Genomic DNA, 15,890 nt, shown 5'->3' with positions numbered 1-15,890 from the left:
GTCGCACGTCCGTCGATCGAAGGAGTGGCATGGCGTCTCCGTTTGCCGAGCGGCGTTGGGGCTCGACGTCGAGTCCGCTGCGCGGCCCGATGACCGCTCTCGCGAAGACGAGTGTCGGCTCGTGGGTGGTGCGTCGATCGGCGGGTGTCGACCGGCGCGTGCTGCACGCCTCGAAGGGCCGGTTCACGGTGCTGGGGCCGATCGGGGCTCCGACGCTGCTGTTGACGACCACCGGCGCAAAGTCCGGACTGTCGCGGACATCGCCGCTGCTCTACGCCCGCGAGGGCGACGACATCTTCGTCGTCGGGTCCAATTTCGGCCAGGAACGCCATCCCGCCTGGACGGCCAATCTCCTCGCCAACCCCGCATGCACGGTCAACACGGCAGGCGTCGAGGTCGACGCCGTCGCGACGCTTCTCGACGGCACCGAGCGCGAGCGGATCTACCGCCTCTTCGAGAGCGACGTGACCGACGTGTACTCGGTCTACCGCGATCGCACCGATCGCGAGATCAGGGTGTTCCGACTCTCGGCGAGCTGACCGGCGCACAGCTACGCGACCGGTTCGCGATCGAGCCACGCCGGCGGCGCTACCATGACCGCCATGCCCATTGCGTCTCCCGTCGTGTCCGCACGCGCCGTCGTCACCGGCGCGTCCTCCGGAATCGGAATGGAACTCGCCCGCGAACTCGCCAGGCGCGGGCACTCACTGATCGTCGTGGCGCGTCGCGGGGACATCCTCGAAGAGCTCGCGGTCGAGCTGCGCACGCAACACGACGTGCAGGTCGAGGTACGACCGAGCGACCTGTCGGATCCGACTGCCGTCGAGATCCTCTCCGCAGAACTCGCCCAGCGTGAGGTCTCGGTGCTCTGCAACAACGCGGGCATCGCCACGTTCGGTCCGGTTGCCGAGCTCGACGCCGACTACGAGCGCGCCCAGGTCCGGCTCAACGTCAACGCCGTGCATGACCTGACCCTCGCGGTGCTCCCCCAGATGGTTGCTCGCGGCTCGGGCGGCATCCTCATGGTCGGTTCGGCAGCGGGCAACATGCCGATCCCCAACAACGCCACCTACGCGGCGTCGAAAGCCTTCGTGAACACTTTCAGCGAGTCGCTGCGTGGCGAGGTCGGCGGTTCGGGTGTCCACGTCACCCTGCTCGCGCCAGGACCTGTCCGTACTCAGACACCGGACCCCGAGGACGCGTCGATCGTCGACAAGATGGTGCCCGGCTTTCTGTGGCACGACAGCGCGGAGGTCGCCAAGATGAGCCTGGATGCGTTGGAGCACAACAAGATGCGCGTTGTGCCCGGAACGCTGTCGAAGGCAATGTCGGTCGCGGGCGGCTACAGTCCGCGAGCGCTCGTCGCTCCCATCGTCGGCACGTTCTACAAGCGACTCGGGCCAGAGTCCTAGGAACCCCGATGCCACTCGAAGAATTGCTCCGCATCGGTACGCCGCGCCCGATCGTGCGGTGGGGCGACCCTGTCCTGCATACGCCTGCCCGTCCGGTGACAGACTTCGACGACGAGCTGCAGCATCTGATCGCCGACATGTTCGCCACCAATACCGCGGCACCGGGTGCGGGTCTTGCCGCGGCCCAGATCGGCGTCGACCTCGCGGTATTCGTGTACGACTGCGGCGACGAGGCAGGCAGGCGACGTACGGGCGTGATCTGCAATCCCGAGCTCGAACTCCCCGAGGGCCGCGACAGGGAACTCGCGACGCTGGGCGAGGGATGTCTCTCGCTGCCGGGTGCCCATGAGGATCTGGCTCGTCCGAAGGTCGCGACGTGTCGAGGCGTCGACCAATTCGGCCAACCGGTCACCGTGACAGCGGGCGGGATACTCGGCCGCTGTCTACAGCACGAGACCGACCACACGCGCGGCATGGTGTTCGGCGATCGCCTGACCGCCAAGGCTCGCAAACGACTCTTCCGCGACGCCGATGAGGTTGCCGATCGGTATCCCGACGACTGGCCCGTGTCGCCGATGGTGTGACCCGGCTCGCGATGACCGGCTCTGCCCTCACCGGGACAAATCGAGAATCTGATAGTTAGCCAAATCACACAGTGCTAGTTTCTGAGAACTTACTCACAGGTAGGTGCTAGCTCGTTCTCAGGAGGTCTCATGCGTCGCTTCACCCGTCTACGTCGGACAGTCATCACGGCCGCAACGCTATCCGCAACTGCCGCAGCCGTTTTCGCCACTTCCGTACACGCGGAGGCGGCCCCTTCGCTCTACATCAACCACAAGCACACGACGGTGACCACTCACCTCAAGAATCTCGGCGTCGACGTGGTCTTCACAACCACGGAGCGGACGAAGGCCGAGTCGATGCCACCGTTCGCGCTGGAATCCAAGATCGAGCCGGCACAGACACGTGCCGCATGGAGACTGGCCGACCTACGCATCGCGACGCTGCAGATCAAGATGATCCCCGACGGACCAGCGACAGGAAACGCCACGCCGACGGGCCAGGGACCGATGGACGTCAAGGTCACTCAGAAGCTCGACATTCAGATCCAGCGGATCGAACCGCTCGGGATCAAGGAGTTCAATCTCGTCGGGGCTCCGTGTACGACGAGCACCCCTGCTGAACTGGTGCTGACCGGCCAGATCCCCTTCTCCGAGGACGAGGGCACCGACTTCTTCGCTCCCCTCACCCTCAAGGGCGATCTGACCATCCCACCGCTGGCAGGCTGCGGCGCGCTCACGCCGCTGCTCAATCCCATCGCGTCCGGCCCGGGCAATGCGGTGACGGTCGAACTGAAGGAGTGACGCTCAGTTGGTGCCGGGCGTCCTCAGCGTCGACGACGCCCGGTACCGAAGATGGCTCGGCTGAACTCGCGGCCGGCCTGGCTGGCAGCGTTACGTAGGAAGCTCTGCATCGGCTGGCTCGTCAGGATTTCGGTGATCATGCCTGGCTCTTCGGGCGCGGGAGCAGGCACAGGTGCCGGCGTCGGCGTCGGCGCAGGAGCCTGTGCGGGCGGAGTCGGTGCCGGGGCGTCGGGTGACTCGCCCGGCGAGAGCATCTTCGCGGCGAGCATTTCGTATGCCGACTCGTTGTCGATGGCCGTGCCGTAGGTCTGATAGAGCGGACTCGCCTTCGCCGCGGCCGTGATATCCGCTGCCGCAACAGCTTCCATCGACGACCGGGGCGCACGAATGACCGTCCAGGCGACCGGCGTCGGCGCACCCTTCTCCGACAGCACGGTCACGATCGCCTCGCCGGTCCCCAGAGATGTCAGTGCCTGATCGAGCTTGTAGACGTCCGATACCGGGTAGGTCTTGACCGTTTTGCTGAGCGCTTTCTGATCATCGGGGGTGAATGCGCGCAGCGCGTGCTGGACTCGTGCGCCCAATTGGGACAGCACATCGTTGGGAATGTCGGTCGGCAACTGCGAACAGAAGTACACACCGACGCCCTTGGACCGGATCAACTTGACCGTCTGCACCACCTGCGCGATGAAGGCTTTCGACGCATCGTTGAACAGCAGGTGCGACTCGTCGAAGATGAAGACCAGCTTGGGTTTGTCGACGTCGCCGACCTCGGGGAGGGACTCGAACAGTTCCGCCAGGATCCACATGAGGAACGTGGAGAACAGGACCGGATTGGCGGCTTGGTCTCCCAACTCGAACAGTGTGATGATGCCGCGGCCGTCCGGAGCTAGCCGCAACAGATCCTGCGGATCGAGTTCCCGCTCACCGAAAAACGTATCGCCGCCTGCCGCTTCGAGATTCGTCAGTGCGCGCAGGATGACTCCGGCGGTCTGCGTCGAAACCCCACCGATCGCCTTGAGTTCGGGCTTACCCTCATCGCTGGTCAGGTAGGCGATCACCGAACGGATGTCTTTGAGGTCGAGCAGGGCCAGGCCGTTCTTGTCTGCCCAATGGAAGATCAGTCCGAGCGTCGATTCCTGGGTGTCGTTGAGCCCCAACACCTTACTGAGCAGAATCGGCCCGAACGCAGTGATCGTCGCACGCACCGGCACCCCGATCCCCTTCGATCCGAGTGACACGAACTCGACCGGGTACGCCGTCGGCGACCAGTCGTCGCCGGTCTGTGACGCCCGTGAGGTGATCCTGTCGTTGGACACCCCCGGTCGGCTCAGCCCCGACAGGTCGCCCTTGATGTCGGCCATCACAACCGGAACGCCGTTGGCCGACAACTGTTCTGCGATGAGCTGCAAGGTTTTTGTCTTACCCGTGCCCGTCGCCCCGGCCACCAGCCCGTGACGGTTCATCATCGCCAGCGGGATACGAACCTTGGCTGTCGAATCGACCTGGCCGTCGACCGATACCGTGCCGAGTTCAAGCGCAGTCGAATCGAACTGGTAGCCCTGCGCGATCGTCTGGGCGGCCTGGGTGGGATCGGTCACGAACATGTCCTTCCGGCGGTTGATTGACTGAGCACGACACCGGTCGAAGCACTGGCAGTCGGTGCACTACAGCAAACAATAGCCGTGGAACGCCGCCCGCTAAGGTTGATGCGTGCAGGACAAACTGGTGTGGATCGATTGCGAAATGACCGGCCTCGATCTCGAGAAGGACAAACTGATCGAGATCGCCGCCCTCGTCACCGATAGTGAGCTCAACATTCTGGGCGACGGCGTCGACGTGGTCATCCACGCCGACGACGCCGACCTCGAGTCGATGCCCGACGTCGTGACCAAAATGCACGCCGACTCGGGGCTGACCGAAGAAGTCCGACGCTCGACCATCACCGTCCCGGAGGCCGAGGCAATGGTCCTCGACTACATCCGCGCGCACGTGACGACGGCGGGCGCAGTCCCCCTCGCAGGCAACTCCATCGCCACCGACCGGGGTTTCATCGCTCGGGACATGCCGGAACTCGACGCCTACCTGCACTACCGCATGGTCGACGTCAGCTCGATCAAAGAACTCACTCGACGCTGGTACCCGCGCATCTACTTCAATCAGCCCGAGAAGGGCCTCGCGCACCGTGCCCTCGCCGACATCCGCGAATCCATCCGCGAACTCCGGTATTACCGCGCTGCGGCCTTCGTTCCCGACCCGGGTCCCGACGTCGATACCCTCGCGACGATCGTCAAAGACCTCGGACCGGCCTGAACGCACAGGTCAGTCAACCGATTGGAGTTCGGAGCGTCCGAACCGCTAGAGTATGACCTTGGCTCTGGGACCCAGTGTTCTTCCTGGGTTTCCGATGCCGATGGTGAGCGTAGTTCAGTTGGTAGAGCACCAGGTTGTGATCCTGGCTGTCGCGGGTTCGAGTCCCGTCGCTCACCCCGACCGGAAATAGCGCCCCACCTGCCAACGAGCGAGTGGGGCGCTATTCCTTTTTGTGCGCATGCAACGGACCATGCAACAGCGGTGCAGGAAGGTGACTCGCGTGGGTTGGTTCATGGACTTCTGGCATTGGTGGACCGCCGCCAGAGTCGCAGCCACCGCGGCTGCCGCTGGTGGACTGATGGCAGTTGTCACCGGTACCACTGCAGTCCGTACCCTTCGGCACAATCGGGACGCCGCGCGACGCACCGCCCGGCCTATGATGGTGGGATCGCTCCGCTTCACGGGTCGGATGAAGGCGGGTCTCGTGGTAACCAACGCGGGAAAGTCAATTGCCCGGAAGGTGCGCGTGACTTTTGATCCGCCACTGCCGACTCACACGACGACTGCCGACGGCCAGGAGTCAGTGTTGAAGTACGTCCGCGACCGATATGCGCAACCGGTAGATGCATGGCTACCCGAGTTCGCCGCGCGAAACGAGTTCATCCTCCTTACCGGCAAGAAGGACGCTCACGGCCATCTGGAGAACGTCGACGGAATTAGTCGCGACTCGGCGATCTGTTTTCAGTACGAAGATGACGACGGGAACGAATACGTCGACCGCATGTCCCTTGGCATTCCGCTGATTGAGGGTGAGACTTGGTCGGTCGATAAGCGCGACCGGGGTGGCGTGGAGACCGTCCTGCGTGACGGCGCACCTTGGCTGGGTGATTAACGAAACCGACTGAATCTCGTCATCACGAAGGTGGTCGAGCGCCGATCGCGGCGGCGAACCTATCTACCGCGGCCCGTTGCATCGTTGGCGTGACGTGCGAGTAGGTGTCCATCGTGGTCGTGATTGTCGTGTGCCCCAGTCGCTCCTGTACCACCTTGGGATTCTCTCCGTTCTCCAGGAGGACCGTGGCGTGAGTATGCCTGAGCCCGTGCAAGGTGATCTCCGGCAGTGCGTCTGCACCGAGCTTCCGTCTGGCCTTTTCGACACGTCGGCCGAACATCTGCGACGTGGACACCGGATTGCGAGGCGAGCCATCGAAGGTGCCAAACACGTATGCGCCAGCGCGGCCGAACTCCAGCGATATCGCGGCTCGGGCGGCTCTCCACTTGCGGAGCACCTTGATCGTTGCCGCGTCGACGTCGATCACACGGGCACGATCCGACTTCGTGCCTTTGATCTCGCCTCGACGAGCAGTGTCGAGAGCTCGGCGGACCTTGATCCGAGATCCTTCGAAGTCGATGTCGTCCCACATCAGCGCGAGGACTTCGGACCGTCGGAGGCCGGTGTGGGCAACAGTCCACCAGAGTGCGTGGACGTCGTCATCGAGAGTGTCGCGATTCCAAGCGAGGAATGCACCGAGTTGAGCTCCGGACCAGGTGACCATCTCGGCTTGCTCACGCTTCACGGCTTTGGCGGTGGGCGCTTTCACTGTCTTGCGCTGCCGAGCAGGGTTGATGGCGATGAGGCGGTCAGAGCGGGCCGACTCGAACATGGCTGATATCGCCACGTGCACCTTGTGGACGGTGTTCTTCGATAAACCGGCAGGTGCTCGTTTGCGGGATGGGTTGGGCCGCTGGAGCTCTGCGTAGAGCCTCGCTAGTCGGGTTGGGGTCACTTTGTCGATTCGTATCGTGCCTATGGCTGGGTTGACGTGAAGCTTGAAGATTCGGCGGTAGCCGGCGACGGTGGAGGCTTCGAGATCGAGCGAGTCGAGCCAGCGTGTGGAGTACTCAAGCGTCGTCGGCATCGTTGCAGTGAGGTCAACTCCGGCCTTGTGATCTGCGCGCGCGGATTGCAGCGCATCGTCGGCGTCATCGGCGGTCTCGTATCCGCCTTTGCCGACGTGTTTCCACTCCCCCTCGGGAAACTCGGGATCGGCGGGCACCCACACTTGGTATCGCCAGCGAGTACCAGCCTTCGTCTTGTAACTGGTGATGGAGCCGACGCCGCGACGCCTGCTCGTGTTCTTCCGCTTCGTCATTGTGGCGTGCCTTTCTTGGGAGATTGTCTGCGGCGCATCACGAGTCCTGCATCTTGTAGTTGCCGAATGACTTTGTCGGCACCTGCCGGGGTGATTCCAAGGTGGAGGGCGATCGCTTGTCGTGCGGAAGTGCCGTTTCGACGAGCCGCTCGGTGGACTGCTGCGAGGTCTTGCAGGTCTGAGGTTGTGCGTGGAGGCCTGCCGCGTGCACCTGGTCGTCGCCGCTCGGGTTCAGTGAAGTACGTGCCAGGGTCGAATTCAAGGGGTGCGGCTTCCTCTGTGGAGTGATCGTCACCATGCTCGACGTGGAACAGCGCGGCCTGATGAGCCAGTCGTTTGGCTGGAATCCGTTTGAGTAGTTCAGCGGTGAGCTCGGTTCCGTCGTCAGGAATGATGGCGAGTCCCAGGAGAACTGGACCCTCGTCGGTTCTGCCTGCACGCACGTAATAGGTGCAGGGGTGTCCGACGAGGCGGATCGCTACTGAGCGCAGTCTTCCGAGGCTGACGGGGTAGACGCCGTCGACGACTGAGTGGGCGATCTCGACCTGGGGTTTGCCGTCCATGTGACCAGGGAGACGATCCGATCCTCCGCCCGATTCCATGCCTCGACTTTTTCTCATAATCGACACACTAGACTTTGTAGGTAATTACGGCAACCGTAGAGGCATCAGCAGATTCACTGAGATGCACACGGAGGCAACAGGATGACGAGTTCACCGGAACCCACGCTGGATCTGGGCTGGCTGAAACGATCGACGTTAGCGGCGATCACCATGAAACAGACCGCCGAAGTGTTGGGTGTCGACCAACGCACTGTCAGCCGGGCGGTGCGTGACGGACAGATCCCCAGCATCCGTGTCGGACGGAGAGCCGTCGTTCCCCGCATGTCGCTACTCGCAATGCTGGGCGCCACGCCATCTGGAGACACTTCAGCGAGCGAACTCTGACCAATGGCCCAAACGTACGAACGCCTCCCTGGAGCGGAGGGAGGCGATCGCAACAACACCGAGGGATGGGCGTCTGATGTCGATAGTAGCGGTGCACAGCGAGTCCCGGAGCCCACGACACCAGACCCGTACATCGAGGTGCGTGACTGGGTGAACCGGAGCGTTGGCGCCGCCGCCGCGCGACCCTCTCCGGCTGCGGGGTCGCCGCAGTGGTGTGCGCTCCCAGATACCCACCCGCAGAAGTTCATTGCCGTGCTGACCGCCGGCACCCGCTGGGTCCTCGCCGAACGCAGCGCTGCACTCAAGGACGCCGCGCTCGTCGTGTCAGATGCAGTCGATTGGGCAGCTGTCGCTCACCGAGTTCGTCAGCGCGACAACGCGATTCGGTCAGGCGCCTACATCCCGCGGAGGTCAGAATGACCGACATCGGGACTCGCATCGCCCAGTTGAATCACCGCGTCGAGACAGCGCTGGGAGTGACTCTCGACGCCGATCCGTACGCGGACGTTCCGCCACCCAATGCGGAGCCACCGACAACCCCAGGCGCACAGCCCGATTCGTGGAACTCCCACATGGTTGAGGGAGCGCGTTATGTTCTCGACCAGCCGCCAGGGGTTCCCGCGGTGTGGGGCGACGACGCCGGCCGGGTGTTGTGGGCTGAAGGCGAGGCGCTCATGATTGCCGGGCCTCAGGGCGTCGGGAAGACGACTCTGATTGGCCAAGTGCTGTGTGCGCTGCTGGGGGTCGCATCAGAGCCTGTTCTGGGGTTGCCTGTCGCCGAGGCCCACCGCGTTCTCTATCTGGCGATGGACCGGCCGCGCCAGATCGCACGGTCTCTGCGCCGCGGTTTCGGCGAGGAACACCGGGCGATCCTGGACGCGAAACTGGTTGTGTGGAAGGGGCCTCCACCGCATGACGTCGCCAGCAACCCCGGTCTGCTGCTGAACCTGGTCGAGGATGCATGTGCCGACGTCTTGATCGTCGACAGCATCAAGGACGCTGCGCTGGGTCTGGCGAAGGACGAGGTCGGTGCTGCCTACAACCGGGCGCGGCAGGCGGTGTTGAACAGTGGCCGACAGATTGCCGAGTTGCATCACATCAAGAAGCGCGGTGACCGCGACGATGGCCCGACGACTATCGGGGACGTGTACGGGTCGACGTGGCTGACGTCGGGTGCGGGGTCGGTGGTGCTGCTCGACGGTCAGCCGGGTGATCCGATCGTGTCGTTCCGGCATTTGAAACAGCCAGCCGAGGAGGTAGGTCCCTACCGACTCCTACATGATCAGGCGGCGGGTTCGATGTCGATCGAGCACCGCGTCGATCTTGTCGAGGTGGTGCGCGCTGCGGGTGTGACGGGGTTGACGGCACGGATGGCTGCGGCGTCGATTGCGGAGAAGTCGAACCCGAATCGTTCGGATGTGGAGAAGGCTCGCCGTCAGCTCGACAAGCTCGTCGTGGCGGGGATGTTGGTGCGGAGCGTGGGCGAGAAGGGTGGTTCGGAGGGTGGCCGTGCGGCTACTTACTTTCTTGCGGAGACCGATCACGGGCGATCACGGAAATCGGTAAAAGCGCAGGTCAGGGGCGATCACGCACTTTTTCCACTCGAACCCGATCACGCACCGATCACGCCGATCACGAATTCTGGTGTTTCCGCAGGTCAGGGCGATCACGCTACCGATCACGCCGATCACGCGGGTACCGATCACGTTTTCCCCCCCTCCTTTAAGGAGGGGGAAACGTGACGGATCGGGACAACGCTCACGATCCACTCGAGCGCGCATGGGCACTGATCGATCCTCGTACGCAGCGCGGACTTGGCGATGTCGGCCTGCCCGGACATCAGCTCGTAGAGAGCATCGACGCGGACGGTAATCGTGAGTTGTGGATCGCCGACTGCGGCGTCGTTGGCCGACGCGACGTCGACCATGGCGACCCGTGTCCCAAACACGACCTCGACGAGCCACTGCCCGACGAGACGCGTGCGCGGGTGTGGTCTGTACCGATTCGGTGTGGAGCGCCCACCGAGTGTGGGCGGCCGTGCCGGCGTCGCGTGGCCCAATCCGGGCAGCGGTGCGGCGCACATCGGGAGGTTCTGCGATGACGGCGAAGCTGAAGGCGTGCAAGGAGTGCGGAGCTCCGGACGCCCGGTTCCCCGGCCCACGCTGCTACCGCCACCACAGGGCCCGCATGGCGGCCAGGAGCACGCAGGAGCACCGTCGCCGCGTCGAGGGCACCTACGACCTTCCGGCGGGCGCATACGACGCGCTGCTGGTTGCGCAGGGCGGTCGCTGCGCCATCTGCTGGGCAAAGCCGCGGGGACGACGCCTAGCGGTCGATCACGACCACGAGACAGGCCGGGTCCGTGGATTGCTGTGCGAGCCGTGCAATCACCGCCTGCTGGGCCGGTGGTCGCTGACCAGTTTGCGGCGAGCTGTCGCATACCTGATGCGGCCGCCTGCAGCCGACGTTTTCACCGATCCGCCGACGCTATCCGACACCGACACGAAGGAGACCTCAGCATGACCGAGCTGTTGACGACCGCCGACGAACGCGTCGCCGCTGGCTTCCTGGCAGGCCTACGCGACGAGCTTGACGCTGCAGGCGAGTACGGCAGCCAATCGTGGCGCCGATGCCGCGACGCCCAGATCCACAGGTTGCATGAGCGGTTCGATTGGGAGGTCGACGTGATCGCCGCCCACTTCCGCCTCGGCCGTAATGCGGTGCGGGCCGCACTGTCCCGCCACGACGCCCGAGAACGCACTCCACTAGCCGCGCACGCCGCATCAGGCGAGACAGAGCCGGTAGTGTCGGCGACCCAGCCGGGTTGGACGCTGACCGTCGCCGACAGCCCACCGATCTCGTTGCATGCCAGCATCACCGAAGTCACGCGATTGCTGCAGATCTTCCATGCCCGCGGCATCGATGCCGCCCTCACGTCCGGAGTTGTGCGGTGACCAGCAGCCGCCGGACTCGCGCCGTGTTGGCTGCCGCCGCCGAGCTGCGCTGCCCAGCGTGCGGTGCCGCCGCCTTACACCCGTGTATCGGCGCGACGTGGTGCACGGGGCGACTCGACCTCGCGATCACGCACACCACCCTCCCGAAACTCAACCCCCACTCACCGTCCTGAAAGGAACCATGATGCAATCCCCCACCCCGAGCGTCGACCGGCTCATCCACGCCGCCGCAAGCGCTGTGGACACCCTCGAGTGGACGTACTTCCAACTGTCGATGGATGGCGCGTTCTCCGACCATGTCGACGCAGGTGATCAGATCGAGCGTGCCCGAACCGATCTCGGCGGCACCGTGCACGACTTCACCACCTACGGTGACGGCCGCCCGGTCACCGCAACCATAACCATCGAGCAAGGTCGAATCTTCCGGTACGTGTTCCCGCCGATCGCCGAGGACGTCGGTGGGCGCCTGCTTTATCACGCCGACCTCGGGCCCGGCTCGCCTGACAGCCCTTCCCGAGGCATGTACTCGGTGTGGGTCGACGACCGCGCCGGAACCGTGCGTGCCACCACACTGCGCGACATCTCGGCAGGGAGTATCTGATGCATTCCTACAACCTGGACCACGTGGCCACCGGCCTGGCGAACGACATCGCGACGACCACCAGCGAAGCGCAGATTGCCGAGCTACTGGACACTACGCGGGAACTGATCGGCGCAACCGAGACCGACGCCATCATGGCCGCGGTGATCACCCGCCTTGCCGAGCACCTGTGGGTTCTCCCGCTGGAGGTTCGCATGAGCGGTGTCAACCATTTCAGCCGGGATAGTCGCTGTACGGTCCTCGATCCTGGAAGCCTGCGATGAGCCCATTGCCCTGGCGCCGACGCACCACAATCAACCTCGATGAGGAGCCCACCATGCCCGACGCCGCCCCGGCGCCAGCCCCGAGCCAACCTGCCGATCCCGCCAGTGCCGTCATAGACGCGCAAGTCGAGTCGCTGCGCAACACACAAGGACGGTTACGGATCACGTTCCGGGCGGGCCGATTTCAGATACCCGACCGGGCTGGCCACTGGCACACAGTCCCCGAGCCGCTCATCGAGGCGATGCTCGCCGACACCGCTGCGACGCTCGATCTCGACGTCGACGATCCCGAGATGCTGCTTCGACGATTCGCATACCACCTCGGCGACCTTGACCCGACAGACGGACCTATCGTCAACGCACGGTTCGCCTGCCTTCCGGCCGATCATCCGAATGGGGCGCCACGAAGCTGGGAACAGCGGAGCGACGACGGCACACTGCCCGAACCGGTCAATGCGCGTGCCCTTGCCGAGATCTTCATCCGAGAACGGTTGTATCGCACCGATATTCACAACCCCGGCCGGATCGTCGTGTTCTCCGGCCGCCTCCTACTGTGGCACGACAACCCTTCCGAGTATCGCGGGCCCTACACCGGCACGTGGTTGGGCAATTGGCAGCCCATCGAAGGCATCGAGGACTGGCTCGCCGACCAGTTGCGACGGTGGTTGGCCGGCGCGCGCTACCGACGCCCGGCCACGGATGCCACGCTGATCCTCACCCACAACGGGCTCGACTGGTCGTCCTATGACGTCATCGACTGGCCTGGAAGCCACCAGAAGCCGTTCCTCGACGGCACGCTTGTACCTGCGGTGCGCGACATCCTGTGGTCCCCAGGATTGCCAGAGAATCCGGGCGAGCTGGCGGCAGCGGACCGAGAGAAAGCCATCGCGCGTATTCAGCATTCGGAAGTTGCGAGCCACAAGCCGCGGTTGCGGTGAAGTCGGAGTTGGCCAGCTTTGTGCTGTCTGTTCCGACGGCTGCGCCAGACAAGAGAGGATGTGGGTATGAGACCTGACGAGGTGCGCAATCGTGAGCGCGCGACGGAGGCTTTGCGGTTGCGTCGCCAGGGCTATTCGTGGCAGGCGGTGGCCGACCGATGTGGGTATCACGATCGGACGACTGCGTATCGGGCGGCGGCGCGCCTTCTGTCTCGGGTCGAGGTCGCTGAGGTGGACGAGTACCGTGCGCTGCACACGGAGCGTCTGGAGGACTTGCTCAGACGCTCATATGAGGCGTTGGACGAGGCACACCGCGGCCGCGAGGTCGGTGTCGCGCAACTCCTGTCGTCGGCGCGCGGCATCCTCGACAGCCTGGCAAAACTCCATGGGCTCAACCAGCCAGATCGAAATTGGTTGCCGATGCGGCAGCAGGAGTCGGAGGCGGACCTGTTAGACGCCGAGTTGGGTGCGTTGGTGACGGTCTTAAAGAATCATGCGATGACAGAAGGCATTGTGATGCCGACACCGGGGCTCGATGCGCTGGAGCAGCGTGGCGCGACGTACGACGGGACTGGAGGAGCTGGTGGCGGTGATTGAGTCGTGGGAGCAGGCTCTCGCGGCCGCAGCGTCGGCGGCGCCCGGAAGGTGTGTGGTCAACCAAGGTTGGCGCGTTCCCGACGGCTGGATTGGGGTGACCCACGATCGGCGTTTGCCCGTGCATCTCCGAGGTGCCGAGGAGGACATGTTGCTCGTTCGGGTCTGGGCTGATGGATCGGTGGAGACTGGCACTTATGTGCGGTGGATGGATGTGTTGTGCACCGCTGCACGCCAGGACGTATCCCGGAGAGAGCAGCCTAGGTAGCGGTCGAACGACGACTCACTCGCTGCCGTGGCGCTACGGCGTGCCGACGAGCTGGCTCGTCAAGCACAGTCATCTATTCGGCGCCGAGTTCGATGCGTTGCAGCGCTCGGGTGATGGTGAAGATCAGCGCCGGCATGGTGATGCCGCGGGTGTCACCAATCTCTTGCAGTTCGAGTCCGGGAATGCTGTTGTCTGGCATTGGTTTTCAGAGCCGCGTTTTCGGTCGTCGGTGACGCGAGCGTAGATCGCGGCGGTTTGGAGGCTGGCGTGGCGCGGGAGCCGGTTTCGCGCCGTCGTCGAGGCGCCTTCGGCGTAACGGTGGGTGGCCGACTTGGTGATGTATTCGGCGTGGTGGATCGAAGGTCGTGTCATCGCCGGTCACCGGCCGTGGCGACAGCTTCGACGATCCGGCGCATCGCGGAGTCGTCTGCTGCGATGTAGCGCTGTGTGGTGGCCGGCGAGGAGTGGCCGAGGAGTCGTTGGACGGTCAACAGGTCGCGGGAATGCGCGTAGGCCTGGGTGGCGAATCGGTGCCGCAGCTGATGCATGGTTACTCCGGCCGGGAGTCGACGCCGCACCAATTCGCCGACGTAGCGTGCGGAGAGGTGGCCACGTCCGTCGAGGCCGGGGAACAGATAGCCGGAAGCAGCCAAGGCGCGTACAGCCGCCGCCAGATCGTTCGTAAGGGGCAAGACGCGATCCTTGCGGCCCTTGCCGTGCACGACAATCCACCAATGGCCGCCGTCTCCCCTCGTGATGTCGCGGGAGTGCACGCAAGCCACCTCAGCACGGCGCATGCCGAGTTCCGCGGACAGTCGCAGCATCAGTCGGGTTCGCTCGTCAGCTCCCGAGAGCGCGTCGACGTAGACGTTCTCGGGAGCTGGCCGAGGCGCAGGCCGGCCGGGCTTCACTCGGGGTAGCCGTTGAGCGGGGTTGATGGTGAGGCGGCCGTCTGCCTCGACTGCCCATTCATAGAATGCGCGGAGAGATCCTCGAATGTTGCGGCGTGTCTCGGGTTTCCAGTCGTCACGCTCGGCCAGATAGTCGATCAGGTCGTCGAGCACCACTTCACTCGGAACGAGAGGGTCGAGTGCTCGCGCCAGGGCTTTGAGATGCTCGAGGCGTGTACGCACGGAGTGCTCGGTGCGGCCACCTGCGCGCATATAGCGGCGGAAGTCTTCGATCCACATTGCCCATTCGGTGGGCACAGGCAGCGGGTCAGGACCGGTGAGCGGACGGTCGGGCCGAGCGAGTGCTCGAGCGCGCATCTCATCCGCGACGTGGCCGTTGATGGCGACGGGAAGAGTGAGAGCAGGGTCCACCGCGGTCACTCCGCTGGAGTGAAGCCATCGGTAGAACGCGCGGATGGCTTTCGCATTGTTGCGGTAAGTGCTCGGTTGCCAGGTTCGGTCGTCGAGGTACCGCCGAAGCTGGGTGGTCGTCACCGCCGCCGGATCAGGGACGTCGGCTTGCAGGGTTCGAGCGAGGTTGCGCAGGCATGTAGCGCGTGTGCGGATGGTGGTCTCTGCGCATCCGGCGGTCCGGCACTCGTTGGCCCACCGTTGAATGGGTCGGCTCCATCCCGCGGTGACGTCGGCGCGGGCCGGTCGACGGCCCTGGGTGCGCGCAGTTGCTCGCCGCTCAGTGGTGGTCATGCTGGGCTCGTGGGGTTGAGGTGTGCGGTTTCGGCGGCGATCTCGCAGTCGACAAGGTCGATCGCTCGGTGAAGCGCGTCGGCGAGTGCTGCAGCTTCGTCACGGGAAAGGATGAGAGCCGGAGTGTGTCCCGACCACGGCCACAGCGACAGCTCGGGAATCGTGTCGACGCCGTCGACCTGCGTGATGCGTAATGCGAGCCTGTATCCGGGTGTCCCCCGCACCTGACCGAGTTGCCAAACCGTGGCCGATCGTGCCGTGATTGGCCCGGCATCGGGGTAGTCGATCCGCTGTTCGTGGTCCCACCAATGGTGTTGCGTTTGTGTCATGACCGGAGACCATACCTCAACACAAGGCGAGGTGTTGTTCGTTAATTCCATTGTGGGACAACACTTTTAAAGGTGACAGCAACACTGTGCCCACTTGTG

At 64.3% G+C, this 15,890-nt stretch carries 22 protein-coding genes and 1 tRNA gene; 17 read left to right on the top strand and 6 right to left on the bottom strand.

The features are described from left to right. Window positions 1-29: 29 nt before the first annotated feature. The 4 genes from ACRVY7_RS21940 (at window position 30) to ACRVY7_RS21925 (ending at window position 2,776) form a co-directional block, all read left to right on the top strand. Window positions 30-539, top strand: a complete 510-nt coding sequence (locus ACRVY7_RS21940; RefSeq protein WP_431818642.1) for a nitroreductase/quinone reductase family protein — start codon at window positions 30-32, stop codon at window positions 537-539. A 54-nt stretch (window positions 540-593) separates the two neighbouring features. After that, window positions 594-1,412 (top strand): mycolate reductase, encoded by an 819-nt coding sequence (gene cmrA / locus ACRVY7_RS21935; protein WP_387316088.1) that lies wholly within the window; start codon window positions 594-596, stop codon window positions 1,410-1,412. A gap of 8 nt (window positions 1,413-1,420) precedes the next feature. Then, on the top strand, window positions 1,421-1,996 hold the full coding sequence (def, locus tag ACRVY7_RS21930) for a peptide deformylase (protein WP_431818641.1): 576 nt from the start codon (window positions 1,421-1,423) through the stop codon (window positions 1,994-1,996). Between the two features lie 129 nt (window positions 1,997-2,125). Next, window positions 2,126-2,776: a hypothetical protein gene (locus tag ACRVY7_RS21925; RefSeq protein WP_431818640.1), complete on the top strand. Its 651-nt coding sequence runs from the start codon at window positions 2,126-2,128 to the stop codon at window positions 2,774-2,776. Between the two features lie 23 nt (window positions 2,777-2,799). Here ACRVY7_RS21925 and ACRVY7_RS21920 read toward each other — a convergent pair whose 3' ends face one another. After that, a complete protein-coding gene (locus ACRVY7_RS21920) occupies window positions 2,800-4,377 on the bottom strand; it encodes a helicase HerA-like domain-containing protein (protein WP_431818639.1) in 1,578 nt (525 codons plus the stop codon). A 112-nt stretch (window positions 4,378-4,489) separates the two neighbouring features. On the opposite strand from ACRVY7_RS21920, the gene orn reads away from it, so the two are divergent. The 3 genes from orn (at window position 4,490) to ACRVY7_RS22600 (ending at window position 5,981) form a co-directional block, all read left to right on the top strand. Next, the gene (orn, locus tag ACRVY7_RS21915; protein WP_049700886.1) at window positions 4,490-5,089 is read left to right on the top strand and encodes an oligoribonuclease; all 600 of its coding nucleotides are present in this window, start codon (window positions 4,490-4,492) and stop codon (window positions 5,087-5,089) included. Window positions 5,090-5,192: 103 nt separating this feature from the next. Beyond that, window positions 5,193-5,265: transfer RNA gene (locus ACRVY7_RS21910), tRNA-His, on the top strand. A 62-nt stretch (window positions 5,266-5,327) separates the two neighbouring features. Further along, window positions 5,328-5,981, top strand: a complete 654-nt coding sequence (locus ACRVY7_RS22600) for a DUF8453 domain-containing protein (protein ID WP_488184329.1) — start codon at window positions 5,328-5,330, stop codon at window positions 5,979-5,981. Between the two features lie 22 nt (window positions 5,982-6,003). On the opposite strand, the gene ACRVY7_RS21900 is transcribed toward ACRVY7_RS22600, so the two are convergent. Together ACRVY7_RS21900 and ACRVY7_RS21895 are read right to left on the bottom strand one after the other, a co-directional pair. Next, window positions 6,004-7,242 carry a tyrosine-type recombinase/integrase gene (locus tag ACRVY7_RS21900; protein WP_431818637.1) on the bottom strand — a complete coding sequence of 413 codons (1,239 nt, stop codon included), beginning with the start codon at window positions 7,240-7,242 and terminating at the stop codon, window positions 6,004-6,006. After that, window positions 7,239-7,805: a hypothetical protein gene (locus ACRVY7_RS21895; protein ID WP_431818636.1), complete on the bottom strand. Its 567-nt coding sequence runs from the start codon at window positions 7,803-7,805 to the stop codon at window positions 7,239-7,241. The genes ACRVY7_RS21900 and ACRVY7_RS21895 overlap by 4 nt, the downstream gene beginning before the upstream one ends. Window positions 7,806-7,946: 141 nt before the next feature. Here ACRVY7_RS21895 and ACRVY7_RS21890 point away from each other — a divergent pair, with 141 nt between their 5' ends. From ACRVY7_RS21890 to ACRVY7_RS21845, 10 genes are all read left to right on the top strand, one after another. Continuing rightward, window positions 7,947-8,189 (top strand): helix-turn-helix domain-containing protein, encoded by a 243-nt coding sequence (locus ACRVY7_RS21890; RefSeq protein ID WP_431818635.1) that lies wholly within the window; start codon window positions 7,947-7,949, stop codon window positions 8,187-8,189. Window positions 8,190-8,192: 3 nt separating this feature from the next. Beyond that, on the top strand, window positions 8,193-8,609 hold the full coding sequence (locus ACRVY7_RS21885; protein ID WP_431818634.1) for a DUF2742 domain-containing protein: 417 nt from the start codon (window positions 8,193-8,195) through the stop codon (window positions 8,607-8,609). Continuing rightward, window positions 8,606-9,931: an AAA family ATPase gene (locus ACRVY7_RS21880; protein WP_431818633.1), complete on the top strand. Its 1,326-nt coding sequence runs from the start codon at window positions 8,606-8,608 to the stop codon at window positions 9,929-9,931. Before ACRVY7_RS21885 ends, ACRVY7_RS21880 begins: the two co-directional genes overlap by 4 nt. After that, window positions 9,928-10,290 carry a hypothetical protein gene (locus tag ACRVY7_RS21875; protein ID WP_431818632.1) on the top strand — a complete coding sequence of 121 codons (363 nt, stop codon included), beginning with the start codon at window positions 9,928-9,930 and terminating at the stop codon, window positions 10,288-10,290. The genes ACRVY7_RS21880 and ACRVY7_RS21875 overlap by 4 nt, the downstream gene beginning before the upstream one ends. Next, window positions 10,287-10,712: an endonuclease VII domain-containing protein gene (locus ACRVY7_RS21870; protein ID WP_431818631.1), complete on the top strand. Its 426-nt coding sequence runs from the start codon at window positions 10,287-10,289 to the stop codon at window positions 10,710-10,712. Before ACRVY7_RS21875 ends, ACRVY7_RS21870 begins: the two co-directional genes overlap by 4 nt. Then, window positions 10,709-11,143 carry a hypothetical protein gene (locus ACRVY7_RS21865; protein ID WP_431818630.1) on the top strand — a complete coding sequence of 145 codons (435 nt, stop codon included), beginning with the start codon at window positions 10,709-10,711 and terminating at the stop codon, window positions 11,141-11,143. Before ACRVY7_RS21870 ends, ACRVY7_RS21865 begins: the two co-directional genes overlap by 4 nt. Window positions 11,144-11,324: 181 nt before the next feature. Continuing rightward, window positions 11,325-11,744 (top strand): hypothetical protein, encoded by a 420-nt coding sequence (locus tag ACRVY7_RS21860; protein WP_431818629.1) that lies wholly within the window; start codon window positions 11,325-11,327, stop codon window positions 11,742-11,744. A 23-nt stretch (window positions 11,745-11,767) separates the two neighbouring features. Continuing rightward, window positions 11,768-12,007, top strand: coding sequence for a hypothetical protein (locus tag ACRVY7_RS21855; RefSeq protein WP_431818628.1), 240 nt, complete (start codon window positions 11,768-11,770; stop codon window positions 12,005-12,007). A gap of 53 nt (window positions 12,008-12,060) precedes the next feature. Next, window positions 12,061-12,945 (top strand): hypothetical protein, encoded by an 885-nt coding sequence (locus ACRVY7_RS21850; RefSeq protein WP_431818627.1) that lies wholly within the window; start codon window positions 12,061-12,063, stop codon window positions 12,943-12,945. A gap of 231 nt (window positions 12,946-13,176) precedes the next feature. Further along, the gene (locus tag ACRVY7_RS21845) at window positions 13,177-13,542 is read left to right on the top strand and encodes a hypothetical protein (RefSeq protein WP_431818626.1); all 366 of its coding nucleotides are present in this window, start codon (window positions 13,177-13,179) and stop codon (window positions 13,540-13,542) included. Window positions 13,543-13,880: 338 nt separating this feature from the next. Here the strand turns inward: ACRVY7_RS21845 and ACRVY7_RS21840 are convergent, their stop codons facing one another. The 3 genes from ACRVY7_RS21840 to ACRVY7_RS21830 form a co-directional block, all read right to left on the bottom strand. Then, on the bottom strand, window positions 13,881-14,006 hold the full coding sequence (locus tag ACRVY7_RS21840; RefSeq protein ID WP_431818625.1) for a hypothetical protein: 126 nt from the start codon (window positions 14,004-14,006) through the stop codon (window positions 13,881-13,883). A 169-nt stretch (window positions 14,007-14,175) separates the two neighbouring features. Then, window positions 14,176-15,462 (bottom strand): site-specific integrase, encoded by a 1,287-nt coding sequence (locus ACRVY7_RS21835; RefSeq protein WP_431818624.1) that lies wholly within the window; start codon window positions 15,460-15,462, stop codon window positions 14,176-14,178. Next, complete coding sequence (locus ACRVY7_RS21830) at window positions 15,459-15,791, bottom strand: hypothetical protein (protein WP_431818623.1); 333 nt, start codon at window positions 15,789-15,791, stop codon at window positions 15,459-15,461. Before ACRVY7_RS21830 ends, ACRVY7_RS21835 begins: the two co-directional genes overlap by 4 nt. Window positions 15,792-15,890 lie beyond the last annotated feature (99 nt).

It is taken from the genome of Gordonia jacobaea (assembly GCF_965344965.1).
Lineage (GTDB): Bacteria > Actinomycetota > Actinomycetes > Mycobacteriales > Mycobacteriaceae > Gordonia > Gordonia jacobaea.
Note: the sequence above shows the minus strand (reverse complement) of the source record. Positions and strands in the feature narration are given on the sequence as shown.

Coding starts and splice junctions, on each gene's coding strand:
- ACRVY7_RS21860 (WP_431818629.1), top strand. CDS start 11,325: ATGATGCAATCCCCCACCCCGAGCGTCGACCGGCTCATCCACGCCGCC.
- ACRVY7_RS21835 (WP_431818624.1), bottom strand. CDS start 15,462: ATGACCACCACTGAGCGGCGAGCAACTGCGCGCACCCAGGGCCGTCGA.
- ACRVY7_RS21940 (WP_431818642.1), top strand. CDS start 30: ATGGCGTCTCCGTTTGCCGAGCGGCGTTGGGGCTCGACGTCGAGTCCG.
- ACRVY7_RS21840 (WP_431818625.1), bottom strand. CDS start 14,006: ATGCCAGACAACAGCATTCCCGGACTCGAACTGCAAGAGATTGGTGAC.
- def (WP_431818641.1), top strand. CDS start 1,421: ATGCCACTCGAAGAATTGCTCCGCATCGGTACGCCGCGCCCGATCGTG.
- ACRVY7_RS21865 (WP_431818630.1), top strand. CDS start 10,709: ATGACCGAGCTGTTGACGACCGCCGACGAACGCGTCGCCGCTGGCTTC.
- ACRVY7_RS21850 (WP_431818627.1), top strand. CDS start 12,061: ATGCCCGACGCCGCCCCGGCGCCAGCCCCGAGCCAACCTGCCGATCCC.
- ACRVY7_RS21900 (WP_431818637.1), bottom strand. CDS start 7,242: ATGACGAAGCGGAAGAACACGAGCAGGCGTCGCGGCGTCGGCTCCATC.
- ACRVY7_RS21885 (WP_431818634.1), top strand. CDS start 8,193: ATGGCCCAAACGTACGAACGCCTCCCTGGAGCGGAGGGAGGCGATCGC.
- ACRVY7_RS21830 (WP_431818623.1), bottom strand. CDS start 15,791: ATGACACAAACGCAACACCATTGGTGGGACCACGAACAGCGGATCGAC.
- ACRVY7_RS21880 (WP_431818633.1), top strand. CDS start 8,606: ATGACCGACATCGGGACTCGCATCGCCCAGTTGAATCACCGCGTCGAG.
- ACRVY7_RS21895 (WP_431818636.1), bottom strand. CDS start 7,805: ATGGACGGCAAACCCCAGGTCGAGATCGCCCACTCAGTCGTCGACGGC.
- ACRVY7_RS21925 (WP_431818640.1), top strand. CDS start 2,126: ATGCGTCGCTTCACCCGTCTACGTCGGACAGTCATCACGGCCGCAACG.
- ACRVY7_RS22600 (WP_488184329.1), top strand. CDS start 5,328: ATGCAACGGACCATGCAACAGCGGTGCAGGAAGGTGACTCGCGTGGGT.
- ACRVY7_RS21890 (WP_431818635.1), top strand. CDS start 7,947: ATGACGAGTTCACCGGAACCCACGCTGGATCTGGGCTGGCTGAAACGA.
- ACRVY7_RS21870 (WP_431818631.1), top strand. CDS start 10,287: ATGACGGCGAAGCTGAAGGCGTGCAAGGAGTGCGGAGCTCCGGACGCC.
- cmrA (WP_387316088.1), top strand. CDS start 594: ATGACCGCCATGCCCATTGCGTCTCCCGTCGTGTCCGCACGCGCCGTC.